This window comes from Chryseobacterium sp. JAH (genome assembly GCF_001507335.1).
GTDB lineage: Bacteria > Bacteroidota > Bacteroidia > Flavobacteriales > Weeksellaceae > Chryseobacterium.
This window is the reverse complement of the sequence record NZ_LMAH01000002.1, coordinates 317,328-344,252: the sequence shown is the minus strand read 5'-3', so window position 1 is coordinate 344,252 and position 26,925 is coordinate 317,328. Positions and strand designations below refer to the sequence as shown.

The following is a 26,925-nucleotide window of genomic DNA, read 5'->3' as shown; positions in this document are numbered from 1 at the left end:
AATAATAATATAAATATTTTTGAATTAAATTTAAATCAAAAAAAATAGTATTTTTGTTAAAAATAATACAAAATGTTAAATAAAAGTGCAGGAAGTTTATTTTTGGCTTTATTTTTAGTTCTAATTGGAAATTTTACATTTTCTCAGACTAGAGAAAGAGGTAAAAGTACGAAGAAGGCTTCTTCTCAAACAATGAAAGCAGGGGCTTTTATAGATGTCAATACTGCTAACTACGTAGAATCTTCTTACAGCATAACTCAGTTAGTGCAAAATGTTCTAATTGCAGGTGGATCCGCCTGTTCTACAGCCAATGTAAGTAACGTAGTGGTTTCACCTGATTTAGCAGTGAGCAATCAGACGAGAACATGGGGCTTTTTCAATAAAGGAACAACGAATTTCCCTTTTGCAAAAGGTATTATTTTAACAACAGGACATGCAAGAAAGGCAGGGAATGTATTTCAAGCGACAGAATTAAGTGATGGTGTTCCTACACAGGGAGACGCAGATTTGGCTACAGCTTTGAATGTTGTTCCAGGTAATTTGAAAGATGCAACTTATATAGAATTTGATTTTATTCCTACCGCAACTGAGGTCACTTTCAGATATTTGTTTGCGTCAGAAGAATATGAGGGTAATTTCCCTTGTAATATTGGTGATGGCTTTGCCCTGTTGCTGAAAAAAGTGGGGGATCCTACATATACCAATTTAGCTGTGTTGCCTGGTGGTGCGGGTCCAGTGAGTGTAACTAACATTCGTCCATCCACAGAATTTGATGGTTCACCACTTACTTGTGGTGCAATTAATGCATCTTATTTTGGAGGCTATAATAATGCTGCAATTGAAACTAATTTTAGTGGACGTACAGTACCTCTGACAGCAAAAGCAACTGTAATTCCTGGCCAAACTTATCATTTTAAAATGGTTTTGGCAGATTTTCAGGATGCAGCTTTCGATTCCGGTGTTTTTTTAGAAGCTGGATCTTTTGATATTGGTGTTCAGATTTTAGGTCCAAATGGTGTTCAGCTTCCAGCTTCAATTAATGTTTGTGATAATGCTCCGCAAACCTTCACTGCATCAGCACAGATTCCTAATGCAACCTATCAGTGGTTTTTAGGTACAACAGCAATACCTGGTGCAACTACACCATCATATACTGCAACGCAACCAGGCGTTTATTCTGTCGAGGTTACAATTCCAGGCAATTCTTGTCCCGGTAAGGCTACGATCACCATTGTTGGCGGAACTTCACCAACGGTTCAAAATGCTACCTTAACAAGTTGTTACACTTCAGGTAATGCGATATTTAATTTAACATCAGCTCAGGGGTCAATCAGTACCACTCCGGGAGCTACTTTTTCCTTTTATTTAAATCAGGCAGATGCCAATGCTGGTAATACTAATACAATAGCTGCACCTACCGCATTTTCAAGTGCAGGAAATCAGACCGTTTATGTATTGGTTAAAAGTGGTTTCTGCTCTAAAGTGGCCCAGCTGCAATTGGTGAAAGCTGCCGAAATTACTGCAACTATAGCAGTACCCGCAGCTTTAACCTGTACGAATGCACAGATTACATTGAATGCTTCAGCTTCAGTTTATCCTACAGGGGCTACATTTGCATGGACAACTACTGGAGGCAATATTGTTTCGGGAGCAACAACTTTAAATCCAGTGGTAAATGCTGCTGGAACTTATGTGCTGACTATTTCTAATACTTTTGCAGGGAATGTAACCTGTACAGGAACAGCTACTGTTACAGTAGTTGGAGATAGCGCTCCGCCTGCTACAGGATTGACTGCAAGTAAATTAATCATTTGTCTAGGTGAAACAGTAACTTTAACTGCAACTGGTGGTACCACATACAATTGGGTAGGACTTACTGGGAATGGGCCAACACAAACCGTCACGCCTACCACCAATACAACATATACAGTAACCGCTGTCGGCGCAAACGGATGTGTTTCAACGACTCCAGCAACGGTGACGGTTCAGGTTTCTCAACCTTTTACCGCTCAAAATGCAAGCCTTTTAAAATGTTATCAGCAAGGAAATATTACGTACGATCTTACGTCTGCTCAAAGTCAGATTACGACTTCAAGTACAGGAATAACTTTTACTTATTACGTTAATCAGGCCGATGCGAATGCAGGAAATACCAATAATATTACTGCACCAACAACATTTCAAAGTCCCGGAAATCAGACTATTTATGTTCTGGTAAGCAATGGTGGATGTAAATATGTTGTAAATCTTCAGTTACTGACTACTGCAGCAACAACGTTAACGATAGCCGCACCTCAAACGATAACTTGTACAACAGCTCAAGTAACTTTGAATGCTTCATCATCTGTAGTACCGGCAGGTTCTACAATACTTTGGACAACTACTGGCGGAAACATCGTATCAGGAGCAAACACATTAAATCCTGTAGTTAATGCTGCGGGAACCTATACCTTAACCATAACTAATATAACGCAGCCAGGAAACTTAACTTGCTCTTTTACTTCAACGGTAACAGTTGTTGAGGACAAAGTTTTACCAGTGGCCAATTTAACTTCTACATTCCAACAAATTTGTCCGGGAGAATCTGTTACTTTAACAGCTTCGGGGGGTGCTACATACAATTGGGGGAATGGTCTTCCAGGAAATGGCGCTACACAAGTAGTCTCTCCAGCAAACAATACAACATACACGGTTTTTGCAGTGGGAGCCAATGGATGTATTTCTGCTAATCCAGCAACTATCTCAATTGTTGTGGGACCACCTACAGCAGTAATTGCTGCTTCAAAAAGTAAAATTTGCGCAGGCGAATCTGTTACTCTCACCGCGAGTGGAGGATTTACATACAATTGGGTAGGTCTTTCTGGAAACGGAAATTCTCAAGTTGTTACACCTTCTGTTACCACAACTTATTCTGTATTTGCATTAGGCGGAAACGGATGTGTGTCTAATACCCCAGCAACAATTACTATTGAAGTGGTTCCGGCCATTGTCTCTACATTACAAGATGTATATGCTTGTGCAGGAGATCAAGGAATCTTAGATGCCGGAGCAGGACCAAACTACACATATTTGTGGAGCACAGGTGCTACTACTCAAACGATTTCAACAAATATTCCGGGATCATATTCTGTAACAATCAGCAATGGAACTTGTTCAAAATTATTTACCGCCCAATTGATTAATCCTGATCTTCCTCAGTTTACAAATGTGGTGTACGAAAATAATGTATTAACGGTAACTGCAACAAATCCTACCAACGGCGCTTTGGAATATTCAATTGATGGCGGCGTTACTTGGCAGTCGTCGAATATATTTTATAATGTTTTAAATAATACTAATTACAATATATTGGTGAAAGTTAAAGATGCTAAATGTGGCAATTCTTTGCAGTACTTCACGTTTGTTATAAGTAATGCCATTACACCAAATAGTGATGGTGTGAATGATTATATTGACTTTACGGGAATCAGCAATTACAAAAATTTTGCTGCATCAATTTTTGACCGATATGGAGCAGAGTTGTTTAAAGCAGATAAATCAAATGTCATGTGGAATGGTTCTTTAAAGGGTATTAATCTGCCTACAGCAACTTATTGGTATAGAGTTCAGTGGGAAAACCCAGCAAGTAAAAAACTAGAGCTGAAATCAGGTTGGATTTTACTTAAAAACAGAAATTAAAAATAAGGTCTCCTACTGGGAGACCTTATTTTTTTAGAAAGATTATTTTTTTTACAAAGCTTAGCAGGTCTCAACTAAAAACATAGATGAAACAAGAAAATCTCCATTAATTTGTTTTATATTTTTTTTAAAACCTTTAAAATATTGATATTATTGATCTTAAAATTTTGAGATAATTGTGCTGTTTATTTAAAAAAATACTAAATTTGTTGAAACAAAATTATTATGAAGAGATATCTACTATTGTTTTCGTTATTTTCAGCCTCTTTAAACATTTATTCACAAAATGTAAAGCCTAGAGTTCCTCAGAAGGAAGTAATTTCTGCTCAGTCTAAAAAGGCAGGTGTGTTTATTGACGTTAATGCTGCAGCTTATCCAGCATCATCTTTTACACCTTTACAATTAGTGAAAGATGTTTTAATATCATCAGGAACAAATACGTGTTTGGTTCCTCAAGTTTCAAATGTTACAGTAAGTCCTAATCTACCAATTACAAATACAAACAGATCATGGGGTTATTTTCATAGAGGTACTACAAACTTTCCATTTAAGGATGGTATTGTTTTGTCTACAGGATTTGTAAATAAGGCAGGAAATACCGCTAATGGTAATTTAAGTGATGCGTTAACATCGGGTAGTGATCCTGATTTGGTTGCGGCAACAAACCCACAGGGTACATTGAATGATGCTGTTCTTTTAGAGTTTGATTTTGTACCTACTACAAGTCAGATTAAATTTAATTATCTATTTGCATCTGAAGAATATACTGGAGGTTTCCCATGTAGTTTTTCTGACGCATTTGCTTTATTACTAAGACCTGTAGGAAGTACTGCTCCTTATGTAAATATGGCAGTTCTACCAGCTGGTGCAGGACCAGTGAGTGTTACCAACATTCACCCTGCTAATCAGGATAACGGAAATCCTCTTACTTGTGGTGCAGCGAATGCCGCATTTTTTGCAGGATATAATCCTGCAGCTATTGAAACGAACTTTGGAGGCCGTACAATACCGCTTACAGCAACAGCAACAGTAGTACCTGGGCAAGCTTATCATTTTAAAATGGCAATTGCAGATGCAACAGATAGAAGTTATGATTCTGCAGTTTTCTTAGAAGGGGGTTCTTTTAATATTGGTGTAGAACTGTTAGATCCTTCTGGAGCACAATTACCCGAAGAAATTAATGTTTGTGATAATGAACCTCAATTAATTACAGCATCTGTAAGTGATCCTAATTTATCATATCAGTGGTATTTTAATGGATCAGTTATTCCGGGAGCGACTACTAATGTCGTTACTGCTGTACAACCAGGTAATTATATGATTGAAGTAAGTGTTCCAGGGAATCCTTGTCCTGGAAAAGCGTCAATTAAGATCAATGGTGGAACAACACCATTAGCACAAGATGCTAATTTCCTACTATGTAGTACGCCAGATATTACAACTTTTGATTTAAATAATGCTAAACCACTCATAAGTCCTACACCTAATGCGGTATTTAGATTTTATGAAAATCAGGCAGATGCGACAGCACAAAATGGGAGTTTCATTCAGAATGTTGCCAATTATAACGGAGCAAATGGACAGATCTTATATGTAGTAGTTTCAGACGGAAATTTCTGTAGTAAAATGATCAAATTGACTTTGGCTAGAGAAGTAACACCTATCGCTCAAGTGTCATCAACCAGAATTAGAGTTTGTCCTGGTGAATCGGTAACACTTACTGCAACCGGAGGTGTAACGTATTTATGGGATAATTTTACAGGAAATGGTAATACTCAAACGATTCCTGTTTTTCAGACCACAACATTCACTGTTTATGCAATCGGGGCACAAGGATGTAAATCTCTATTACCTGCGAAAGTAGTAGTAGAAGTAGTTCCTTCGATCACTTCTCCTTTAATGGATGTTGAGATGTGTATTGGTGATAAAATCGTTTTAGATGCAGGAGCAGGAACTAATTATTCTTATGTTTGGAATACGGGTGCAGAAACGCAAACCATTGTTGCAGACCAATTAGGAGTATACACTGTAACCATTAGTAATGGTATTTGTCAAAAATTATTTACTGTTAAAGTACATGGTGCATCATCGCCGTTCTTTACAAATATTAGTTATGAAAACAATACACTAACAGCTATTGCGACTAATCCTTCGATTAATAATATTTATGGGACCTTAGAGTATTCTGTAGACGGAAATAACTGGCAAGATTCAAATGTCTTTACCAATCTTACAGATAACATGACATACAATGTTCAGGTAAGAATAAAAGGCACAAGCTGTGTAGGTGCAGTTGAATTCTTTACACTAGAAATTAACAATGTTATTACTCCAAATCAGGATGGTGTGAATGATGTGTTGGATCTTACTAATCTAAAAGACTTTAATAATTTCCATGGATCAATCTACGACAGATATGGAGTTGAAATTTTCAGATTCTCAAAAGAGAAACCAATCTGGGACGGAACAGTATCAGGAAAAAGATTGCCAACGGCAACTTATTGGTATAAATTCGGCTTCGACTACAAGAAGACTAAAATACAAATGAGTAGAGCTGGATGGATTATGTTGAAGAACAGAGAATAATCTTACAGTATATATATAAATATAAATAGCCTTTCAATTTTGAAAGGCTATTTTTTTTTGATTCATTAGATTGTTACATATTCTCTTTCCACAGTTGGGTAAAATGAATAAAATCTTCAACACTTAATTCTTCAGCTCTTTTATCTAAAAATTCGTGAGTTTTTAATGCTTCAGGAATATTGAGAACTTTCCAGGAATTGGATAGTTTTTTTCTTCTCTGACCAAATCCGGCTTTCACGATTTGTTTAAAAAGAACTTCATTTCCGGCAAGACCCGCTTTAGGATTTCTCGACAGTCTGATGACTCCTGATTTTACTTTTGGTGGCGGATTAAATACATTTTCATGCACCGTGAAAAGATATGTCACATCGTAATAGGCCTGTACCAAAACTGAAAGAATTCCGTAATCTTTTGTTCTCGGAACCGCTGCAGTTCTTTCAGCAACTTCTTTCTGAAACATTCCTACCATTTCCGGAATAATCTGATAGTAATCAATAATTTTAAATAAAATCTGCGACGAAATATTGTACGGGAAATTACCAATGATGGCAATTTGCTCAGTATTGATGAAATTAAAATCCTGTTTCAGAAAATCACCAACAAAGGTTTCTTCGCTAGTTTTAGGATAGTTTTTTTTAAGATAATCAATAGATTCGGTATCAATTTCAGCCAGATAAATAGTTTGATCCTTTTCAAGAAGGTATTTTGTGAGTACACCCATTCCGGGACCTACTTCCATGACGTTGTTGTAGTTTTCGTAGCTTAAGCCTTCTACAATATTTTTTGCGATGTTTTCATCGGTCAAAAAGTGTTGACCCAGATGTTTTTTTGCTCTTACACTCAAAGTTTATTTATGATTTCGTTAACAATGATTTTCTCTTATTCGTTCCAAATTTCGGTAGAATTTTTCTATTTTAGCCAAAAATTTTAATATTAATGGCGAAATCTGTAGAAGAGTTTAATAAGAAAAGGCTTCGGTCTAGCAATATTACTGTTGTAATAAGTATTGCCCTTGTGTTATTTTTGTTGGGGTTAATGGGCTTAATTTTGATCAATGCACAGAAATATTCTGATTATCTTAAAGAGCAACTGGTTGTAAATGCATACTTTGATGAAAATTATGACGTTAAAGATTCTGTGAAAATCGTGAAGCAGGAGGCGGAGGCAGTCGAGCAAATTCAAAAACTGGAATCTGTAAAACGTACAACGTATATCTCAAAAAAAATGGCTTCAGCAGAAGCTAAAAAAAGTTTGGGTGTCAACAGTGAAGCACTTTTTGAAGACGATATTTTCCCAGCTTCTGTAGAAATTGCCCTAAAACCTGAATATACCGATTCTACTAAAATCGGTGCTGTTTTAACTCAGATCAAATCAGTTCCTGGAATTGTTGACGTAAAAAACGATTCAGATTCGCAAAAGATTTACGACAAATTAAATAAGATCCTAAAGTGGATTTTGGCATTTTGTGTTCTGTTTTTAGTTTTGGCAATTGTTTTAATTAATAATTCGATAAGGCTAAAAGTTTTCTCAAAAAGATTCATCATCAAAACAATGCAGTTGGTGGGAGCAAAGAGAAGATTTATCTTGACACCGTTTATCAAAGAAGCTTTAATTCTTGGTGTGTTAGGAGCCGTATTAGCTCTGTTAGCATTATCAGGACTTTGGTATTATTTTACCACCACGATCAAAACCCCTTTCGTACAAGAGACCAACCAGTATTTCTGGCTAGTACTTCTGGTTTTCGGAGTAGGTATTTTCATCACAGTATTAAGTACTATCGTTGCAACATGGAGATTCTTAAGATCAAATGTTGACGATTTATATTATTCTTAAAAAAATGGGCAAAAAAACACATAAATTTTCCGCATCAGACTTTGGCACGGAAACAGAAGTTTCAAAAGAGCAGACATTCTACTTCGGAAAGGAAAATTACAAATGGATGCTGATTGGTTTAGCTTGTATCGTTGTCGGATTTCTTTTAATGATGGGTCCTGATGCCAACACTGTTGATGGTAAATTAGATCCGAATTCTTGGAATGATGACATTTTCTCAATTAGAAGAATCAGAATTGCACCTTTATTGATTGTTATTGGATTTGTGATTGAAATATATGCAATCCTTAAAAGGAAAAAGTAGAAGATACACTCCAAAGGTAAAAAATAACAAGAGCCATAAAAGGTTCTTATAAAAAGAAAAGTCGGTTGTTCAACAATTGACTTTTTATTTAAAATTTAAAAATTAGGCTGAAAGCTATTCGCCGGAAGCCACTGCAAATTATGGATTTAATCAAAGCAATCATCATAGCGATTGTAGAAGGACTTACAGAATATTTACCTATTTCATCAACGGCTCATATGGGCTTTGCAGCCAATCTGATGGGTTTAGATGATACTGAGTTTCTTAAAATGTTTCAGGTTTCCATTCAGTTTGGAGCAATTTTATCGGTTGTCGTTGCCTATTGGAAAAAGTTTTTTGATTTAAAAAATCTTCAGTTTTATTTCAAAATGGGTTTTGCGGTCATTCCTGCCTTGGCTTTAGGATATATTTTTGACGATAAAATTGAAGCAGTTTTAGGAAATCAGATTGCTATTTCATCAGTTTTAGTTCTTGGAGGTATCGTTCTTTTGTTTGCAGACAAGTGGTTCAAAAATCCTGTTATTCATGACGAAAAAGAACTATCAATAAAGAAAGCCGTAATTATAGGATTTTGGCAATGCTTAGCAATGATGCCCGGAACAAGTAGAAGTGCAGCTTCAATTATCGGTGGGATGACTCAGGGGTTGACAAGAAAAGCTGCCGCAGAATTCTCATTCTTTCTTGCAGTTCCCACGATGTTAGCAGTTACCGTTTATTCGGTTTTTGTTAAAACTTGGGGCAAAGCAACTGGAAATCCGATGAAAGGATATGAGATGATTCTTGAATCTCAGGATCATATCACGATATTTATTGTTGGGAATGTTGTAGCATTCATTACGGCACTTATTGCAATCAAAGCATTCATTGGTGTTCTGAATAAATACGGATTTAAACCTTGGGGCTGGTACAGGATTATCGTAGGAATTGCACTGTTGATTTATTTTTATTGGTTTAAATAATTTCGGGACAGCTATTGGCCTAACGTTCCCGCTATTTTGCTTGAGCTTTACCACAACAACAAGAACTCTGTTCAAACCTGACGAAATCGTTTGACTATTCAAAATTTAAAATAGATAAATGTCATCAGGTCGAGCTGCAGAAGACTCAGCATAGATAAAATATTACTCCTTACCAATTACTTATTAGTTATCAGATTTATGACAGCAGAAAAACTTCTAGAAGGCTACGTCTTTCTTTTGGACAAACCTCTGGACTGGACTTCTTTTCAGGCGGTTAATAAAATGAAATACAAACTCAAAAGTGAGTTTGGCCTTCCGAAAAAATTTAAAATAGGTCATGCGGGAACTTTAGATCCCAAAGCGACAGGTTTGCTCATTGTTTGCACAGGAAAATTTACAAAGAAAATTCCCGAAATACAGGATGCCCCAAAAGAATACTGGACAGAGATAAAGATAGGAGTGCAGACAGAATCTTACGACACAGAAAAACCTGAAATTCTTCAACAGGATATTTCGCATATCAGTGAAGAGAATGTAAAAGAAGTTTTAGAAAAATTTTTAGGTGAAATCGAACAGACTCCACCTATTTTCTCTGCCATTAAAATTGATGGAAAAAGAGCTTATGATATGGCGAGAGCAGGACAGGAGGTTGAGATGAAATCAAGAAAAACTACTATCAATTATATTAAAGATGTAGAAATCAATTTTCCATTAGTTAGTTTTACGGTTGGTTGTTCGAAAGGGACATATATTCGCAGTTTGGCGCACGATATCGGTCAGGAATTAAGAGTTGGTGCATATCTTACACAACTGAGACGAACGAAAATTGGAGATTATACTGTTGAAAACGCTACTGCAAACTTTTTAGACAACGATTACAGATTTGAAAATTTTTAATAAATTTATTTACGGAAATGTTGTTTTCTGTAATGAAAATTACATCATAGAAAGAATAAACTAATGGAAAAAACACGTATCAATAAATACCTTTCGGAAGTTGGTTTTTGTTCAAGAAGAGCTGCTGATAAGCTTTTGGAAGAGGGAAGAATAAAAATCAATGGTAAAATTCCAGAATTGGGAACTAAAGTTTCAGATGAAGATATAGTAGAAGTTGACGGGAAACCCATTCGTGAATCTGAGGATCAGCCAATTTATATTGCCTTCAACAAGCCGGTAGGAATTGTGTGTACTACAGATACCAAACGTGAGATTGATAATATCATCGAATACATTAACCATCCTAAGAGAATTTTCCCGATCGGAAGATTAGATAAGCCAAGTGAAGGTTTGATTTTACTGACTAATGACGGCGATATTGTAAATAAAATCCTAAGAGGAAAAAATAACCACGAAAAAGAATATTTGGTAAGAGTTGATAAACCTCTGAACACGAAGTTTTTGGAAAAAATGAGAAATGGTGTTCCGATTTTGGATACTGTTACCAAAAAGTGTGAAGTTGAGAGAATTGATGATATGACTTTCCGTATTGTATTGACTCAGGGACTAAATAGACAGATCAGAAGAATGTGTGAGTTTCTGGGGTATGAGGTTAAAAAATTAAAGCGTATAAGAATCATGAATATCAAACTCGACCTTCCCTTGGGAAAATGGAGAGATCTTACGCCCAACGAACTTTCTGAACTGAATGCTCAGCTTGATGGCTCATCAAAAACCTTTGAATAAATCAAAGGTTTTTATTTTGTGTTAATTCAAAGTCTATTGATTACAGTTAAAACGTTAATTCTTGATGTAGAAGTATTTTGATTTTATTAAAATACTTGCGGGCAACAATTTGTAAAACAGTGAGGTAGGTATTTTTAATTTTGATATAAAATGTATTGTTGTAATTAAAAAAAGTTGTACTTTTGCAGTCACTTTTGTGAACGTACTTTTGGCGAAGTAAAACATTAGCAATTAACAACTTCCATATTTTTCAGGATTCACAGCAAAGCCAAAGTCTGTAAGAATAGGAATACAAATTTTAAAAGAAAATGTCAAAAGAGACAAATTCAGCAGAGGTTATTCTTAACCAAAACGTAGCACCAGAACAATTTGATTGGGATTCTTTCGAATCAGGTCTTGATGCAGATGCGAGAAAAGAAAAAAGCGATCTTGAAGAAATCTATAACGGATCTCTTAGCAGCTTAAACGACAACGATGTAATCGTAGGTAAAGTTGTAAGATTGACTGACAAAGAAGCTATCGTAGACATCGATTTCAAATCTGAAGGTGTTATTTCTCTTAATGAATTCCGTTACAACCCAGGCCTAAAAGTAGGTGATGATGTTGAAGTAATGGTAGATAGAAGAGAAGACAAAACTGGCCAATTACAATTATCTCACAGAAAAGCTAGAACACTTAAAGCTTGGGATAGAGTAAACGAACTTCACGAAACTGGAGAGATCGTTAACGGTTTTGTTAAGTCTAGAACTAAAGGAGGTATGATCGTTGACGTACACGGTATAGAAGCATTCTTACCAGGTTCTCAAATCGATGTTAAGCCAATTAAAGATTACGATCAGTTCGTAGGTAAAACTATGGAGTTCAAAGTTGTGAAAATCAACCCTGAGTTCAAAAACGTAGTAGTATCACACAAAGCATTGATCGAAGCAGATATTGAAGGTCAGAAAAAAGAAATCATCGCACAGCTTGAAAAAGGTCAGGTTCTTGAAGGTACTGTTAAGAATATTACTTCTTACGGTGTATTCGTAGATCTTGGTGGTGTAGACGGATTGATCCACATTACAGACCTTTCTTGGTCTAGAGTGAACCATCCATCTGAAATCTTAGAAGACGGACAAACTGTGAAAGTGGTTATCCTTGACTTTGATGACGAGAAAACAAGAATCCAGTTGGGTATGAAGCAATTAGAAGCTCATCCTTGGGATGCTCTTTCTGCTGACATGAAAGTTGGTGATAAAGTAAAAGGAAAAGTAGTAGTTCTTGCTGACTATGGTGCATTCGTTGAGATCGCTCCAGGTGTAGAAGGATTAATTCACGTTTCTGAAATGTCTTGGTCTACTCATTTGAGAAGCGCAGGAGATTTCGTAAAAGTAGGTGACGAAGTGGAAGCTGAAGTACTTACTTTAGATAGAGAAGATAGAAAAATCTCTCTAGGTATGAAACAATTGTCTAAAGATCCTTGGGAAAATATCGAAGCTAAATATCCGGTAGGTTCAGAGCACGTTGGAACTGTAAGAAACTTTACAAACTTCGGTGTTTTCGTAGAATTGGAAGAAGGTATCGACGGATTGATCTATATTTCAGACCTTTCTTGGACTAAGAAAATCAAGCATCCATCAGAATTCTGTGCAGTAGGTGATAAATTGAATGTTATCGTTCTTGAACTTGACATCCAAGCTAGAAGATTATCTTTAGGTCACAAGCAATTGACAGAAAACCCATGGGATAAATTTGAAACTAAATATGCTGAAGGAACTGTACACGCTGGTAAAGCTGTAGAAGTACACGATAAAGGTGCTTCTGTACAATTCGAAGATGCTGAAGTAGAAGCTTTCTGCCCTTCAAGATTATTAGAGAAAGAAGATGGATCTAAAATCAAAAAAGGTGAAGATGCTCAATTCAAAGTTATCGAATTCAACAAAGAATTCAAAAGAGTAGTAGTTTCTCATACAGGAATCTTCAGAGACGAAGAGAAAAAGAATGCAAGAGAAGCATCTAGCAACAGATCTAATAACAACAGTAACACTTCTTCTTCTTCAAACAACGAAGAAAGATCAACTCTAGGTGATATTGATGTATTAGCTGAATTGAAAAAGAAAATGGAAGGAGGTAAATAATCTCAAACTATTTTATAATATGAAGCCACTCTTATGAGTGGCTTTTTTTTTGCTTAGAAAACACTTTTTAGCAACCTCTTTTGGTGAAAAAAAAGGGTGAAATTTTATATGATTTACTAAAAAGAAAACACTTACTAGTGAACTGATACTCAAATTTTTAGTTGATTTAAATTTATTTGCTAAAAATTCAAGAAATATATTTTTTGATTGAATAATATTTGTAAATTTGGAGCTTTAATAATCAATATGAAAAAGATAACTCTACCTCTTTTATTTGCAGTATTTGCAATTTTTCCATCTTCAAAGCTTGCAGCTCAAGATAATCAAAGTTTAATTAATAATTATATTCAAACAAATCATCTCAGAGATTATAAAAAGTCTGATTTGATGAATTTTACAATTGATAACGTTGATCCATCAAAGTCTTTGAATGGGGACGTTGTGAAATTTCAGCAAACTTACAATGGATTTCCTATTTATAATGCTGTAGGTACTGTTCTTATTAAAGACAGGAAGATTACATATTATAGTGATGGTTTGGTAAAAGACTATAGCTCAGCTAATAACAATACTCCTTCTATTAATAAAGCGGGAGCACTTTCTAAGATTGCTTCAGATTTAGGAATAGATGAAATAAATTCTTACCTTATTCTGGATTTTTCAGATGTTGAACCTAATGATGGTAAAGCAGCAAAACAAAGATTAGTGTATGCTAATGATAAATCTACTTTAAAATTAGCATATGAATATAATGTTCAAGAACCAAAATCTCCACACTTTTGGAACTACCTCATTGATGCTCATACAGGTGCTATAATCAGTAAAGTAAATTTGAACTTATCATGTACTTTTGCTGACGGTGCTTATTCGCATGATCACACTAATTACAAAGAGACTCTATTCGTTGGTCCTCAATTTGAAGCTCAAAATAATAATTTTTCTTTGTTAGTTCCAGACAACGCTTCATATAATATTTTTGCATTACCTATTGAAGCTCCTACTTTTGGATCTAGAAGTATCGTAAACAATCCATGGATTCTTGCATCGTCGCCAGAAGGATGGCATTATGACGGAACAACTCACTTTACTATTACAAGGGGAAATAATGTATACGCTTACGAAGATAGAGATTTTAATAATATTGCTGGTGCGTCTCCTGATGGTGGAGCTACAAGAAATTTTAATTTTCCTTATGATGCGACACAAACTCCATTTAATAGTCTTAATGCATCTACCACTAATTTGTTTTACATAAGCAATAAAATACACGATATATTTTACAAATTTGGATTTAATGAAGCTGCTAGAAATTTTCAGCAAAGTAATTTTGGAAACCCAGGTCTTGGTAATGATGCTGTAAATGCGGAATCACAGGATAGAGGTTCCTATAATAATGCGAATTTCTCTACACCTAGCGATGGATCTAAACCAAGAATGCAGATGTATCTGTGGCAAGCTTCTAATAGACGTTTTTTCTATAATGCACCTACCGATGCAGTTCCTAGAACTCCTGTAGCTGGAACAGCTGATTTCGGTGCTCAATTAGATGATGTAGGAGTAACGGGTGATGTAAAACTTTCGTTAGTTCTTGATGCTTGTACTGCTTTACCTGCAGGATCGATGACTAATATGATTACACTTATCGAAAGAGGGACTTGTGCTTTTACAATAAAGGTGAAAAATGCACAAACGGCAGGTGCTAAGGCTGTTATTATATATAATAATGCTGGAGCTGCTGCAGTAGGAGGAATGACTGGTGTTGATGCTACAATTACAATACCTTCTGTTATTGTAGATACTGCTGAAGGAGATTTTATCAAAGCTAAATTAGCTGCCAATACAGCAGTTAATGTTACTTTGAAAAGAGATGTTAGATACGACGGAAGTTTTGACAACGGTATTGTAACTCATGAATATGGACATGGAATATCAAATAGAAATACTGGGAATGGCTTTACTTGTTTATCTACAGATAGTAGTTACGAACAAATGGGAGAAGGTTGGTCCGATTTCTTTGCTTTGATGCTTACAAATAAACCTGGGGATAATGCAACTGTTGCAAGAGGTATAGGGACTTATCCGGCCGGTCAATTAGTAACGGGAGGTGGAATTAGACCGGCTAAATATACTCCAGATTTCGCGGTAAATGATTTTACGTATGGTGATACTAACGGTATGGAGTACGATCCGGATGGACAAGGACTATTTTTCGTTCCAGATGTTCATTCAATCGGTTTTGTATGGGCAACAATGCTTTGGGATCTTCATTGGGATTATGTAACTAAATATGGTTATGCATCTGATGTTACTGCGAATACTACTAGTGGTAGTGCACGTGTTTTGCAATTAGTAACAAACGCTCTTAAACTTCAAGTATGCAACCCAACATTTGTTAACGGTAGAGATGCTATTTTGGCTGCAGAATTGGCGACAACAGCAGGGGCAGACAGATGTATGATCTGGAGAGCTTTTGCAAAAAGAGGCTTAGGGTCAGGCGCTTCTGCTGGAGTTAAAACAGATATCAATGATCAAGTTGAAAGTTTCGCAGTTCCTGCCGATTGTGTACTATCTACTAACGAAACTACCTCAGTAAAAGATAATGCTATTTCAATTTATCCAAATCCTGCTAAAAATGAATTCTTCATCAACTTCCCAAAAAATACTTTAGGAAAAGTAAATGTTGAAATTTATGATATGTCAGGGAAATTAGTTTCTACAGAAAATAAAGTTTCTCCTGATTCTAAAAAAGCAATTTCTACAAGTAATCTTGTGAACGGAACTTATTTAGTAAAAGTGAATGGTCTTGGTATTGATGCGACATCAAAACTTTTGATCAAAAAATAGAACTAAGAATTTTCTATAATCTATCACCCCAGAATTTTCTGGGGTGATTTTATTTTAAATAGAGTTTTATATAACTACGCTTTATATTGTATCTTTGCCGGCTGTAAAAGTGATATGGAGAAGAAGAATATTTTAAAGGGAGTGTTGTTTGTTGGGATTGGTGCTAGTATTTATGGGATGTTGGCAACTTTTGTGAAGATGTCATATAATGAAGGTTTTACAACTTCTGAGGTGACAAGCGCGCAATTTGTGATGGGATTTATTGGGTTACTAATTTTAAATTTCATTCAAACCATTACGTCGAAAAAAAAATTAGCATCACCGAGTGCAAAAGACTTTAGAATACTGATGTTGGCAGGTACATCTTTGGGATGTACGAGTTTATTTTACTATTTGTCAGTTCAATATATTAATGTTTCTATTGCGATTGTACTTTTGATGCAGTCTGTTTGGTTTAGCGTTGTAGTAGAAAGTTTTGTAACTAAAAAATTACCAACGCTCAGAAAAGTTATTTCTGTTGGTATTGTTTTATTAGGAACAGTCCTCGCAACCAATCTGATCAATCTTGATGTGAAAATTGACTGGCACGGTATCTTTTGGGGGTTGTTGGCAGCAGCTTCATTTACGATGACGATGTTCACCTCAAATACATTAGTAACAGGTTTGCCAGTTCTTAGAAAAAGCATAATCATGCTTTCTGGCGGTGCGGTTGTTATCCTTCTATTTTTATTTTTTGCACAAATCGGGCCTCTTCATTTTGAGGGTTTAAAATCATTTTATCTAAATTTCACAGAAAACACACAGCATATTCGACCATTTGATTACTCTATTTTTTGGAAATATGGATTCATTTTGGCACTTTTCGGAACGATTATTCCACCAATTTTATTTAATCTAGGCTTTCCAAATACTGGCTTGGGATTAGGAAGTATTATTTCATCATTGGAACTTCCGGTTTCTGTAACAATGGCATTCGTTTTACTAAGCGAAAAAGTAATCCTCATTCAATGGATTGGAATCATTTTAATTCTTTTTGCAATTGTTTTGATGAATTTACCTGCAAAAAAAGAAAAACCTGCAGAACAACTCTTTTAAAATTATAATCTACTGCTATGTTTACGATATCAGTAAGTATATAATAGGGGCAGATATTCATAATTAAATGATAAATAATACCAAAAACCGTTTCTTTTGAAGCGTTTTTTTTAAATTAGATCTAAAATCGATTTTTCATGAAATATTTTAAAAATGTTGCCGTTGTCATGTTGTTTTCATTAGCATCAGTTTCTGGGTTTTCTCAAATAAAACCTTTAGACGCGACGCTTTCAAATTACCAATATCCTTTTGAAGTTTATTTTAAAGATTTGAATTCTCAAAAACAGAATCTGAAAATGGCGTATATGGATGTGAAACCCCAAAAATTGAACGGGAAAACCGTTATGCTTCTTCATGGGAAAAACTTTAATGGTGCGTACTGGGAACAAACGGCAAAAGATTTATCAGCTAAAGGTTTCAGGGTAATCATTCCTGATCAGATTGGCTTTGGGAAATCTTCGAAACCTCAAAGTTATCAGTTTTCATTTGCGCAGTTAGCAAGTAATACCAAAGCAGTTTTAGATGATTTAAAAATAGATAAAATCATTGTTCTCGGACATTCCATGGGAGGGATGGTCGCTACAAGATTCACTTTAATGTATCCCGAAACCGTTGAAAAATTAGTTCTCGAAAACCCAATCGGTTTGGAAGATTATAAAGCGTTGGCAAAGTATCAAACAGTTGACGAAGCTTATCAATCAGAATTAAAAAACACAGCAGAATCTTATAAAAATTATCAGCTTAAATTCTATTATGACAACAAATGGAAATCAGAATATCAACCATGGCTAGATTTAATAGCAGGCTGGACTTTACACAAAGACTACCCGCAAGTCGCTTGGAATGCAGCTTTGACCAGTGATATTATTTTCAACCAGCCTGTTGTTTATGAATTCAAGAACATCAAAACACCAACGTTACTGATTATCGGAACAAGAGACCGAACTGCTATTGGTAAGGATCGTGCTCCAAAGGAAATTCAGCCAACCATGGGGCAGTATCAGGAGCTGGGAAAGAAAACACAGCGACAAATTGCAGGCTCAAAACTTGTCGAATTAGAAAACGTAGGACATCTTCCTCATATTGAAGTTTACGACAAATTCTGGAATGCTCTATACGACTTTATTAAGTAGGATAGAAGGTGGATGCGGGAAGGTTACAAAATTGAGAATAAACTTTAAAAATTAAGGGTGGCAAAGATTCAAAGAATTTTTGCCGGGGTTGGTTTTGAATGTTTTCTTTTCTTAGCCCCGATTGCAGTGGAAATCCTTTTTTGCAAAAAAAAGATTGCAACGGAAAGCGGGAAATAGCTTCTTGAAAAAAATATTCTTCAAAATAAAAAGAGACCGCTAAAATTAGCAGTCTCTTTTCGTATGTGTTGTTGTCTGAATTATTTCTTCTTGTAAGCAGCGTCTTTAATTCTCGCTTTTTTACCTCTAAGGTCTCTGAAGTAGTAAATTCTAGATCTTCTAACTTTACCTCTTCTGTCAACTTCGATTTTTTGAAGAGCTGGCATGTTGATAGGGAAAACTCTCTCAACACCTACATCACCACTCATTTTTCTGATTGTAAAAGTCTTTGTAGAACCTGTTCCTCTCAATTGGATTACAGTTCCTTTGAAGAACTGAGTTCTAGTTTTTTGACCTTCCTTAATCTCGTAATACACAGTGATTGTATCACCAGCTTTGAATTCAGGGAATTCTTTTTTTGTAATGTACTTGTCTTGTACGTACTTTAATAAATCCATTATTAATAAAATAAAATGTGTTACGCTAAGCAACTTACACGGACTTCGTCAGAGGTTGAATAACAGACTGCAAAAATAAAATAAATTTTTCTGTTAGCCAACACTTTATAAAACAATTTTTAATTTATTTCAATCATATAACCTATCTTTATTAAAGAAAACCCCTCCAACCCTCAACTCTCCAACCAGTCATGGCGTGTCCTTCACTCTGTCATTCCGCTGCGCTCCATTTCCTCACTCAGGTCGGGCTGTCCGCTGTATCTTTTTGGGAGTTGCGGCGGCTTTGCCGCCGCAACTCCCAAAAAGGATGTCGCTTCCATCCCTCACGCAAAATACAGCCTTTCAAATCAAAAGATTACAAAATTGAGAAAATTCACAAAAAAATTGTAATTTAAGACCACAAATTTTAAGCAGTACAATGATAGATAAGAGAGTAAAAAATGCTAATGAAGCGATAGAAGGAGTCAAAGACGGAATGACTTTAATGTTGGGCGGTTTTGGATTGTGTGGAATTCCTGAAAATTCAATTAATGCATTGGTGGAAAGCGACGTAAAAGATTTAACCTGCATTTCAAACAACGCCGGAGTAGACGATTTCGGATTGGGATTATTGCTTCACAAAAGACAGATCAAAAAAATGATTTCATCTTACGTGGGCGAAAACGCAGAATTTGAAAGACAGATGTTATCGGGCGAGCTCGAAGTTGAATTGACTCCACAGGGAACTTTAGCAGAAAAATGCAGAGCCGCCCAGGCAGGAATTCCCGCATTCTACACACCCGCAGGTTTTGGAACTGAGGTTGCAGAAGGGAAGGAAGTAAAAGATTTTAACGGCAAACCTCATATTTTAGAGCATGCCTACGACGCAGATTATTCCATCGTAAAAGCATGGAAAGGTGACCATGCAGGAAATTTAATTTTCAAAGGTTCAGCCCGTAATTTCAACCATCCTATGGCTGGAGCGGGAAAAATTACCATCGCCGAAGTAGAGGAGCTGGTAGCACCTGGCGAATTAGATCCCAACCAGATTCACATTCCCGGAATTATGATCCAGAGAATTTTCCAGGGCGAAAAATTTGAAAAAAGAATTGAGCAACGAACGGTTAGAATAAAAGAGTAATTTTCTAATCAGTTTCTTAAAAAATAATGCCCCGAAATCAACTTTCGGGGTATTTTTTTCTTCAGTTCAAAGCATACAGAAGAATCTTTATCCGCAATCACGAAAACTTTTATCATCAAGTCTCACTGCAATCTGTAACCAATTCTGAAACCCCAACAGAAATTAGTGAAGTTACCCGTATTACTTTCTAATCTCGAGTTTATACTACTTAATCCATCGATGTCAATCACATGCTTTGCCTCATCATATTCCAAATCACTATTTCGGGTTTTGATATAAAGCGAACCAATACCGATAAAAGGTTCCAAAACAAGTTTTTTTGATACTGAAATTTGATTACCTATAATAATATTAAAACCATGTGCTGTCTTCTTTGCTCCAAAATCATCACTGTATAAAGTGTTGTTGTCACTTGATATAAATTTTAAATTATAGGTATCTTGGTTTTTCCGATGGAAAAGTTGTAGTCCGACATATAATTCGCTTGTTTTAGATTGAGTTCTGGATTTAAGTAACTTAAATAAGTACAGACGACCTTCAAGATTTACTTTAAAACCTTTAGATTTTAACAAGATTGTATCTGCTTTATTAAAATCATACAGTTGGTATCCAAATTCGGCATTGACACTGAAGTAGGGATTTATTTTTCTCTCAGCTGAAATTTGTAAAGTGGGATAGGAGACTACATCAACTAATTGCGCAGCATTTAACTTTAATATCCATTTACTATCTTTTAATTCCTGTGCAAAAATGATAGTTGAGAACATCAAAATGATAACAGATAGTATTCCTTTCATCTTCTATAAGTAGTTTTAATAGGTATTATTGTTTTTTTACTAGGTTTAAATAAAAGCCTAATGTAATAAAAATTTCATTTCTAAGGGATTAAACCCACAGATTAAAAAATCGACCGATAAAATTTATGATAAACTTAAAAAAGAAAAAATTTCATAATTCTGAAAAAATGGCTAATTTGGCGGGATAAGATTATGTTATGCTAACGAAAGAACAAATTGCAAAGAGAATTTCAAAAGAAGTAAAAGACGGATATTATGTAAACTTAGGAATCGGGATCCCAACATTGGTGGCCAATTATGTTCCCGACAATCTTTCGGTAGAGTTTCAAAGCGAAAATGGAGTTTTAGGAATGGGACCTTTTCCCTTTGAGGGCGAAGAAGACGCCGATGTTATCAATGCCGGAAAGCAGACGATTACTATTTTAGAAGGTGGTTCTTTTTTCGATTCTGCATTTAGTTTCGGGATGATAAGAAGTCAAAAAGTAGATTTGACGATTCTTGGTGCAATGGAAGTTTCAGAAAAAGGTGACATTGCAAATTGGAAAATTCCCGGAAAAATGGTTAAAGGAATGGGCGGAGCAATGGATTTGGTCGCTTCCGCAGAGAATATTATTGTAGCGATGATGCACGTCAACAAAGCCGGAGAAAGTAAAATCCTGAAAAAATGTACACTTCCTTTAACCGGAATCAACTGCGTTAAGAAAGTGGTAACAGAGTTAGCTGTTTTAGATGTAACTCCAGCCGGATTCAAGCTTGTTGAAAGGGCTCCCGGAGTTTCGGTAGAACATATTATAAAATCTACAGAAGCAGATTTAATCATCGAAGGAGAAATTCCGGAAATGCAATTCTAAATAAAGCAAAAACCTTGTCACACTGACAAGGTTTTTTTATTGTAAATATTTATTTCAATTAAATCGACATAGGAAACTGAGGCGTTAAAAAAATCTTTAGAAATTCCGTTAAGAAAAATCTATTGTTCGAAGCGCAGGTGGTCTTAATCTTAATAAAATCAATTTTGAATCTGCGCAAGTTTAGATTTTTTAGGAATTACTGAAGATTTTTAGTTGAAGTTTCCAAGTCTTGAATTTTTGGTTCTTTTGTTTCAAGACAAAAGAACTACTTACCATCCTGCGCTCCAAAAACTTTCTGCAAAATACTCGTCGTTCTCATTACCGAATTATTTCTGATGCCACTTTCCTTCTCCGCTACCATTTTAAAAACACCGTTAATGGTTTCGTTGGTAACGTATTCATTAAGATCAGTGGAAACAGCATTTCCAGTTAAGGTATTATATTTTGAAATTAATTGAGTCCAGACTTTATCTGCGCCGACTTTCCCTAAAGAAGCCTTTACTTTAGGCTGGAAAGCAGTAAATAATTGAGATTGAGTTTTACTCTGTAAATAGTTTGTCGCAGAATTATCACCTCCCAACAAAATATTTTTAGCATCGGTAATTGTCATTGAGGTAATGGCTTTTGTGAAAATCGGAGCAGATTGTGTAACTGCATCTTCGGCAGCTCTGTTCAATAATTTCACGCCCTGATCAGCTAAACTTCCTAGTCCGATAGCGCGGAGTTTGGTATCGATAACTCTTAATTTTTCGGGCATTAAAATTTTCACAGCTTCATTTTTTAGGAAACCATCAGTAACGCCCAGTTTTTTCACACCTTCAGTAACTCCTAAATTTAGAGCTTCTTTTAAACCTGATGAGATTTGGGTTGAAGTCAGACTTCCCAAATTGACTGAAGAATTGTTTTTTGTTGGTGTTTGCTGAGTTGTTGTAGGCGTACTTGTCGTCGTTTTAGGATTATTCAGATCAACGCCTGTTTGATTTTTAACTGTAGATTTAATTATATCTAAAATCTGTGCCTGCGCAGAAACCGAAAATAATAATCCGGCAGCCAAAAGAAAAGTTTTTTTCATCATTTAATTTTATACAAAATTAGATGTTTCGAAGCTGAAATAGTTAAATGATAGACTGAATTTTTCAGAAAAGAATTATATTCGCTAAAATCTAATTCCACCAAAAAATGCATCGTTTTTTACTGATCTTACCTTTTTTATTTTCAAGTTTATTTTTTTCTCAGAACAAACTGAATTTAATTCCTTATCCTCAAAAAGTGGAGTATCACAAAGGAGAATTTTCATTAAATTTTGACACGGCTGTAAAAGGTGATGAAAAATCTTTTGAATACCAATTTTTTTTAAAATCTCTAAATAAAATTAAAGGTTTTGATTTATCAAAAAACAATCAAAAAAGTGGAACTAATGTCATTTTTTTAAATCTTAAAAAAGAATTAAATAATGAATACGAAATTCAAATAGTAGCAGATTTTATTTCTGTCACAGGAAAAGATAGATCAGGATTATTTCAGGGTATTCAAACTTTACTTCAACTTATTCAAACTTCTCAAAACAGCAAAATTCCTGCACTAAAAATCGAAGATCAACCCAAATTCGCCTGGCGCGGAATGCACCTTGATGTTTGCCGACATTTCTTTACTGTAGAAGAAGTAAAGCAATACATCGATTATCTGGCCATGTATAAATTGAATACATTTCACTGGCACTTAACCGACGATCAGGGCTGGAGAATTGAAATTAAAAAATATCCGAAACTTACTCAAGTCGGTTCAAAACGTAAAGAATCGATGATTGGAGCTTACGTTGATGATACTTTTGACGGAAAACCTTACGGTCCCTATTTTTATACTCAGGAGCAAATTAAAGATGTCGTAAAATACGCTCAGGACCGACACATTACGGTCGTTCCTGAAATTGAAATGCCTGGTCACGCTCTTGCCGCTCTTTCTGCGTATCCTGAACTGGCTTGTACCAAAGGACCTTTCGAATCAGCGACAAAATGGGGCGTTTTTGATGATGTTTTCTGTCCGAAAGATGAAACGTTTACTTTTTTGGAAAATGTTTTGGATGAAGTGATTCAGCTTTTTCCTTCGCAATATATTCACATCGGTGGTGACGAATGTCCGAAAACAAGATGGAAGGAATGTGCACACTGTCAGGCTTTAATTAAAAAACACAATCTTAAAGATGAGCACGGCTTACAAAGTTATTTCATCCAGAGAATTGAAAAATATGTCAACTCAAAGGGTCGAAAAATCATCGGCTGGGACGAGATTCTGGAAGGTGGACTGGCACCAAATGCTGCGGTGATGAGCTGGACAGGCATTAAGGGAGGAATTGAAGCCGCAAAAACCAATCATTTTGCAGTGATGACACCGGGAGCATATTGTTATTTTGATCATTATCAGGGCGATCCTCAGACCGAACCGAATGCGTTCGGAGGTTTTACGCCTTTAGATAAAGTGTATTCTTACAATCCGATTCCTGTTGAGTTGAATGCGGAGCAGTCGAAATACATTTTGGGAGTTCAGGCAAATTTATGGACGGAATATATTTTAGATTTCAAGCAGGTTCAATACATGATTTTCCCAAGATTATTTGCACTTTCCGAAGTTGGTTGGGGAACTTCTAAGTTGGAAAATTACAAGGAATTTGAAAACAGAGTGGTGGAGCATTTTAAGATTTTAGATAAAATGAACATCAACTATGCAAAAAGTATTTACAACATTTCAGGAAAGGTAATTCCTGATAGCAAAGGTGTTTCTTACGAACTTTCAACTTCACAAAATCCAAGCGGAATTAAATTTACGACAGATGGAAGTGAGCCAACATCAAGTTCTTCAAGCTATCAGAATCCGATTCCGGTTTCAAAAGCGATGACCATTAAATCTGCTTATTTTGAAAATGATGAATTAAAATCTGCGGTTTCTTCTCAGAATTTTTCTACCTCAAAAACGACAGGAAAAAAAATCGCTTTGGAGAATCAGCCGAGTGAAAATTATTCTTTCGGCGGTGCTTTTACGTTGGTTGACGGAATTATCGGAAATGTAAAACAATTAGGAAAAACATGGCTTGGTTTTCAGGGAAATGATGTTGTGGCAACGATTGATTTAGGCGAGAAAACAAATTTCTCGGAAGTTTATTTCAATACATTAGACAATAAAGGAAGCTGGATTCATCTGGCAAAATCAGCGGCTGTTTCCATATCGGATGACGGCAAAACTTTCAAAGCCATCAAAGAGATAGGGAAAGCGGATATTCTTTCAGCAAAAGGAAAAATCAGTCTTAAATTCGGAAGTCAACAAGCAAAATTTATAAAAGTAAAAATAGAAAACGCAGGAATTATTCCCGCAGGAAATCCCGGAGCAGATTCAAAAGCATGGCTTTTTGTCGATGAAATCGGAGCAAAATGATTCAAGATTCAAGATTTAAAATTTACTATTCAAGATTAACCTTAAAAGCCTCAACCTAAAAATATGAATTCAAGAAGAAAATTTTTAAAGACAACAGGTCTATTATCATCCGCATTGTTGCTGAATCCATTAGATTTAATAGCTAAAGAACTTCCTGAAAATGAAAATACGTTGGTCAGTAAACCCATCGTTCTTTCAACCTGGGATTTTGGTTTAAAAGCCAACAAAGAAGCGTGGAAGATTTTAGGAAAAGGTGGAAGAGCTTTGGATGCGGTTGAAAAAGGCGTGCGTTTGGTTGAAAATGACCCGAACGAAAGAAGTGTTGGCTACGGCGGACGCCCCGACAGAGACGGAAGAGTGACGCTGGATGCCTGCATTATGGATGAAAATTACAACATCGGTTCGGTAGCGTGCTTGGAAAATATTAAAAATCCGATTTCTGTAGCGAGAATGGTTATGGAAAAGACACCTCACGTGATGTTGGTAGGCGACGGAGCTTTTCAGTTTGCCATTTCACAAGGTTTTAAAAAAGAAAATATTCTCACAGCAGAATCCGAAAAAGAATGGAAAGAGTGGCTGAAAGACAGCAAATACAAGCCAATTGTTAACATCGAAAATCACGACACGATTGGAATGATCGCTTTGGATGCTCAGGGAAATCTCTCAGGAGCGTGTACAACGAGCGGAATGGCTTTTAAAATGCATGGCAGAGTAGGTGATTCGCCGATTATCGGTGCAGGTTTGTTCGTCGATAATGAAGTTGGTGCTGCAACGGCAACCGGTCATGGTGAAGAAGTCATCAGGACAGTCGGAACTCATCTTGTTGTCGAACTGATGCGACAGGGAAGAAATCCGCAACAGGCTTGTAAAGAAGCAGTTGAAAGGATTGTGAAAATTACTCAACGAAGAAATAAAAATTTAAAAGATATTCAGGTGGGCTTTATTGCCATTAATAAAAAAGGGGAATATGGTTCATACTGTATTCAGGACGGATTTAATTTTGCTGTTTACGACCAGAAAGGAAACCGCCTTGAAAAACCTGATTTTGCTTTGAAATAGTTTTAAAAGAGCCAGGTAAAAAGTAAAATGTGAGAAGAGCCAAGTGAAAAGTCACTCCGAACGAAGCGATCTGTTGAGCATATTTCCACAAGTCGAAAAGATTGCTTCTTCGTTTCTCTTCGAAAAGACATCCATCCCCCATCATCAAACATCCAACAAAACTATGTTTTTAGAAATAGCCACTTTTGATATCACTTCCGCTGAAATAGCCTTAAATTCCGTTGCAGACAGAATTGAATTCTGTGCCGACATCAATTCAGGAGGAATCACTCCAGACCTTGAAGAATTAAGATACTTAAAAGATAAATATTCAAAACCGATTCATGTGATGATCCGCCCTGTAGGTGGCGGTTTTATGTACAGTGATTCAGAATTTATGCGGATGCAGAGAGATATTATTGAATTTTCAAAGGCGAAGGCTGATGGTTTTGTTTTCGGCATTCTAGATGAAAATCAGGAAATCGATTATGAAAAAAACAGACTCTTGGTTGATCTGGCCAACGGTAAACCCTGCGTTTTTCACCGCGCAATCGACCGAACTAAAAATATTTTTGAATCTACGGAAAAACTGATTGAATTAGGTTTCAAAGAAATTCTCACTTCCGGCGGCGAAAATTCTGCGATGGAAGGAAAAGAAATTTTAAAAAAACTTATTGAGAATTGTGGTGATGATATTAAAATCTTAATCGGTGGCGGAGTACGTTCGAATAATATATCAGAGTTGGAAAATGTGACGGACGGGAGATATTTTCATTCTTCGGCGGTGCTGCCGTATGAATCTTTTGCCAATGCTGAGGAGATTAAAAAGCTAAAGTCTAATATTTAA

The 26,925-nt window shown here is 35.8% G+C and carries 20 protein-coding genes; 16 read left to right on the top strand and 4 right to left on the bottom strand.

Annotated features, from left to right (window positions below):
- The first annotated feature begins 72 nt into the window (after positions 1 to 72).
- Complete coding sequence (locus AR685_RS05240) at positions 73 to 3,678, top strand: choice-of-anchor L domain-containing protein (RefSeq protein WP_059123927.1); 3,606 nt, start codon at positions 73 to 75, stop codon at positions 3,676 to 3,678.
- 225 nt (positions 3,679 to 3,903) lie between these two features.
- Positions 3,904 to 6,264 carry a choice-of-anchor L domain-containing protein gene (locus AR685_RS05235; RefSeq protein ID WP_059123926.1) on the top strand — a complete coding sequence of 787 codons (2,361 nt, stop codon included), beginning with the start codon at positions 3,904 to 3,906 and terminating at the stop codon, positions 6,262 to 6,264.
- A gap of 73 nt (positions 6,265 to 6,337) precedes the next feature.
- Here AR685_RS05235 and rsmA read toward each other — a convergent pair whose 3' ends face one another.
- Entirely contained in the window at positions 6,338 to 7,108 is a 771-nt protein-coding gene (rsmA, locus tag AR685_RS05230) for a 16S rRNA (adenine(1518)-N(6)/adenine(1519)-N(6))-dimethyltransferase RsmA (protein ID WP_047442757.1), read from the bottom strand.
- 92 nt (positions 7,109 to 7,200) lie between these two features.
- On the opposite strand from rsmA, the gene AR685_RS05225 reads away from it, so the two are divergent.
- The 9 genes from AR685_RS05225 (at position 7,201) to AR685_RS05185 (ending at position 18,232) form a co-directional block, all read left to right on the top strand.
- The gene (locus AR685_RS05225; RefSeq protein ID WP_047442758.1) at positions 7,201 to 8,097 is read left to right on the top strand and encodes a cell division protein FtsX; all 897 of its coding nucleotides are present in this window, start codon (positions 7,201 to 7,203) and stop codon (positions 8,095 to 8,097) included.
- Positions 8,098 to 8,101: 4 nt separating this feature from the next.
- The gene (locus tag AR685_RS05220; protein ID WP_047443056.1) at positions 8,102 to 8,401 is read left to right on the top strand and encodes a DUF3098 domain-containing protein; all 300 of its coding nucleotides are present in this window, start codon (positions 8,102 to 8,104) and stop codon (positions 8,399 to 8,401) included.
- 140 nt (positions 8,402 to 8,541) lie between these two features.
- Positions 8,542 to 9,360, top strand: coding sequence for an undecaprenyl-diphosphate phosphatase (locus tag AR685_RS05215; protein ID WP_047442759.1), 819 nt, complete (start codon positions 8,542 to 8,544; stop codon positions 9,358 to 9,360).
- Positions 9,361 to 9,558: 198 nt separating this feature from the next.
- Positions 9,559 to 10,257 (top strand): tRNA pseudouridine(55) synthase TruB, encoded by a 699-nt coding sequence (gene truB / locus AR685_RS05210; protein ID WP_059123925.1) that lies wholly within the window; start codon positions 9,559 to 9,561, stop codon positions 10,255 to 10,257.
- A 63-nt stretch (positions 10,258 to 10,320) separates the two neighbouring features.
- The gene (gene rluF, locus AR685_RS05205; RefSeq protein ID WP_059123924.1) at positions 10,321 to 11,043 is read left to right on the top strand and encodes a 23S rRNA pseudouridine(2604) synthase RluF; all 723 of its coding nucleotides are present in this window, start codon (positions 10,321 to 10,323) and stop codon (positions 11,041 to 11,043) included.
- Between the two features lie 308 nt (positions 11,044 to 11,351).
- Positions 11,352 to 13,160 carry a 30S ribosomal protein S1 gene (gene rpsA, locus AR685_RS05200; protein WP_059123923.1) on the top strand — a complete coding sequence of 603 codons (1,809 nt, stop codon included), beginning with the start codon at positions 11,352 to 11,354 and terminating at the stop codon, positions 13,158 to 13,160.
- 246 nt (positions 13,161 to 13,406) lie between these two features.
- A complete protein-coding gene (locus tag AR685_RS05195) occupies positions 13,407 to 16,004 on the top strand; it encodes a T9SS-dependent M36 family metallopeptidase (protein ID WP_228376391.1) in 2,598 nt (865 codons plus the stop codon).
- Between the two features lie 114 nt (positions 16,005 to 16,118).
- A complete protein-coding gene (locus AR685_RS05190; protein ID WP_059123921.1) occupies positions 16,119 to 17,099 on the top strand; it encodes an EamA family transporter in 981 nt (326 codons plus the stop codon).
- Positions 17,100 to 17,236: 137 nt separating this feature from the next.
- Positions 17,237 to 18,232 (top strand): alpha/beta fold hydrolase, encoded by a 996-nt coding sequence (locus AR685_RS05185; protein ID WP_082671888.1) that lies wholly within the window; start codon positions 17,237 to 17,239, stop codon positions 18,230 to 18,232.
- Positions 18,233 to 18,489: 257 nt separating this feature from the next.
- Here AR685_RS05185 and rplS read toward each other — a convergent pair whose 3' ends face one another.
- Positions 18,490 to 18,846, bottom strand: coding sequence for a 50S ribosomal protein L19 (gene rplS / locus AR685_RS05180; protein WP_007846341.1), 357 nt, complete (start codon positions 18,844 to 18,846; stop codon positions 18,490 to 18,492).
- Positions 18,847 to 19,264: 418 nt separating this feature from the next.
- Between rplS and AR685_RS05175 the strand changes: the two genes are divergently transcribed.
- Positions 19,265 to 19,966, top strand: a complete 702-nt coding sequence (locus AR685_RS05175; RefSeq protein ID WP_059123920.1) for a CoA transferase subunit A — start codon at positions 19,265 to 19,267, stop codon at positions 19,964 to 19,966.
- A gap of 122 nt (positions 19,967 to 20,088) precedes the next feature.
- On the opposite strand, the gene AR685_RS05170 is transcribed toward AR685_RS05175, so the two are convergent.
- Positions 20,089 to 20,763 carry a DUF3575 domain-containing protein gene (locus AR685_RS05170; protein WP_059123919.1) on the bottom strand — a complete coding sequence of 225 codons (675 nt, stop codon included), beginning with the start codon at positions 20,761 to 20,763 and terminating at the stop codon, positions 20,089 to 20,091.
- 197 nt (positions 20,764 to 20,960) lie between these two features.
- Between AR685_RS05170 and AR685_RS05165 the strand changes: the two genes are divergently transcribed.
- Complete coding sequence (locus tag AR685_RS05165) at positions 20,961 to 21,614, top strand: CoA transferase subunit B (RefSeq protein WP_047442767.1); 654 nt, start codon at positions 20,961 to 20,963, stop codon at positions 21,612 to 21,614.
- Positions 21,615 to 21,879: 265 nt separating this feature from the next.
- Here the strand turns inward: AR685_RS05165 and AR685_RS05160 are convergent, their stop codons facing one another.
- Complete coding sequence (locus AR685_RS05160) at positions 21,880 to 22,686, bottom strand: DUF4197 domain-containing protein (RefSeq protein ID WP_059124141.1); 807 nt, start codon at positions 22,684 to 22,686, stop codon at positions 21,880 to 21,882.
- Between the two features lie 107 nt (positions 22,687 to 22,793).
- On the opposite strand from AR685_RS05160, the gene AR685_RS05155 reads away from it, so the two are divergent.
- The 3 genes from AR685_RS05155 to AR685_RS05145 all read left to right on the top strand — a co-directional run bounded on the left by AR685_RS05155 (position 22,794) and on the right by AR685_RS05145 (position 26,925).
- Positions 22,794 to 25,040, top strand: coding sequence for a family 20 glycosylhydrolase (locus AR685_RS05155; protein WP_059123918.1), 2,247 nt, complete (start codon positions 22,794 to 22,796; stop codon positions 25,038 to 25,040).
- A 63-nt stretch (positions 25,041 to 25,103) separates the two neighbouring features.
- On the top strand, positions 25,104 to 26,099 hold the full coding sequence (locus tag AR685_RS05150) for an isoaspartyl peptidase/L-asparaginase family protein (protein WP_059123917.1): 996 nt from the start codon (positions 25,104 to 25,106) through the stop codon (positions 26,097 to 26,099).
- A 163-nt stretch (positions 26,100 to 26,262) separates the two neighbouring features.
- A complete protein-coding gene (locus AR685_RS05145) occupies positions 26,263 to 26,925 on the top strand; it encodes a copper homeostasis protein CutC (protein WP_059123916.1) in 663 nt (220 codons plus the stop codon).

Excerpts from the sequence above, each read along its gene's own strand:
- AR685_RS05240 (WP_059123927.1), top strand. The coding sequence starts at position 73 with ATGTTAAATAAAAGTGCAGGAAGTTTATTTTTGGCTTTATTTTTAGTT.
- AR685_RS05195 (WP_228376391.1), top strand. The coding sequence starts at position 13,407 with ATGAAAAAGATAACTCTACCTCTTTTATTTGCAGTATTTGCAATTTTT.
- rpsA (WP_059123923.1), top strand. The coding sequence starts at position 11,352 with ATGTCAAAAGAGACAAATTCAGCAGAGGTTATTCTTAACCAAAACGTA.
- AR685_RS05190 (WP_059123921.1), top strand. The coding sequence starts at position 16,119 with ATGGAGAAGAAGAATATTTTAAAGGGAGTGTTGTTTGTTGGGATTGGT.
- AR685_RS05160 (WP_059124141.1), bottom strand. The coding sequence starts at position 22,686 with ATGAAAAAAACTTTTCTTTTGGCTGCCGGATTATTATTTTCGGTTTCT.
- rluF (WP_059123924.1), top strand. The coding sequence starts at position 10,321 with ATGGAAAAAACACGTATCAATAAATACCTTTCGGAAGTTGGTTTTTGT.
- AR685_RS05175 (WP_059123920.1), top strand. The coding sequence starts at position 19,265 with ATGATAGATAAGAGAGTAAAAAATGCTAATGAAGCGATAGAAGGAGTC.
- AR685_RS05215 (WP_047442759.1), top strand. The coding sequence starts at position 8,542 with ATGGATTTAATCAAAGCAATCATCATAGCGATTGTAGAAGGACTTACA.
- AR685_RS05235 (WP_059123926.1), top strand. The coding sequence starts at position 3,904 with ATGAAGAGATATCTACTATTGTTTTCGTTATTTTCAGCCTCTTTAAAC.
- truB (WP_059123925.1), top strand. The coding sequence starts at position 9,559 with ATGACAGCAGAAAAACTTCTAGAAGGCTACGTCTTTCTTTTGGACAAA.
- AR685_RS05155 (WP_059123918.1), top strand. The coding sequence starts at position 22,794 with ATGCATCGTTTTTTACTGATCTTACCTTTTTTATTTTCAAGTTTATTT.
- AR685_RS05220 (WP_047443056.1), top strand. The coding sequence starts at position 8,102 with ATGGGCAAAAAAACACATAAATTTTCCGCATCAGACTTTGGCACGGAA.
- AR685_RS05145 (WP_059123916.1), top strand. The coding sequence starts at position 26,263 with ATGTTTTTAGAAATAGCCACTTTTGATATCACTTCCGCTGAAATAGCC.
- AR685_RS05170 (WP_059123919.1), bottom strand. The coding sequence starts at position 20,763 with ATGAAAGGAATACTATCTGTTATCATTTTGATGTTCTCAACTATCATT.
- AR685_RS05150 (WP_059123917.1), top strand. The coding sequence starts at position 25,104 with ATGAATTCAAGAAGAAAATTTTTAAAGACAACAGGTCTATTATCATCC.
- AR685_RS05165 (WP_047442767.1), top strand. The coding sequence starts at position 20,961 with ATGCTAACGAAAGAACAAATTGCAAAGAGAATTTCAAAAGAAGTAAAA.
- rplS (WP_007846341.1), bottom strand. The coding sequence starts at position 18,846 with ATGGATTTATTAAAGTACGTACAAGACAAGTACATTACAAAAAAAGAA.
- AR685_RS05185 (WP_082671888.1), top strand. The coding sequence starts at position 17,237 with ATGAAATATTTTAAAAATGTTGCCGTTGTCATGTTGTTTTCATTAGCA.
- AR685_RS05225 (WP_047442758.1), top strand. The coding sequence starts at position 7,201 with ATGGCGAAATCTGTAGAAGAGTTTAATAAGAAAAGGCTTCGGTCTAGC.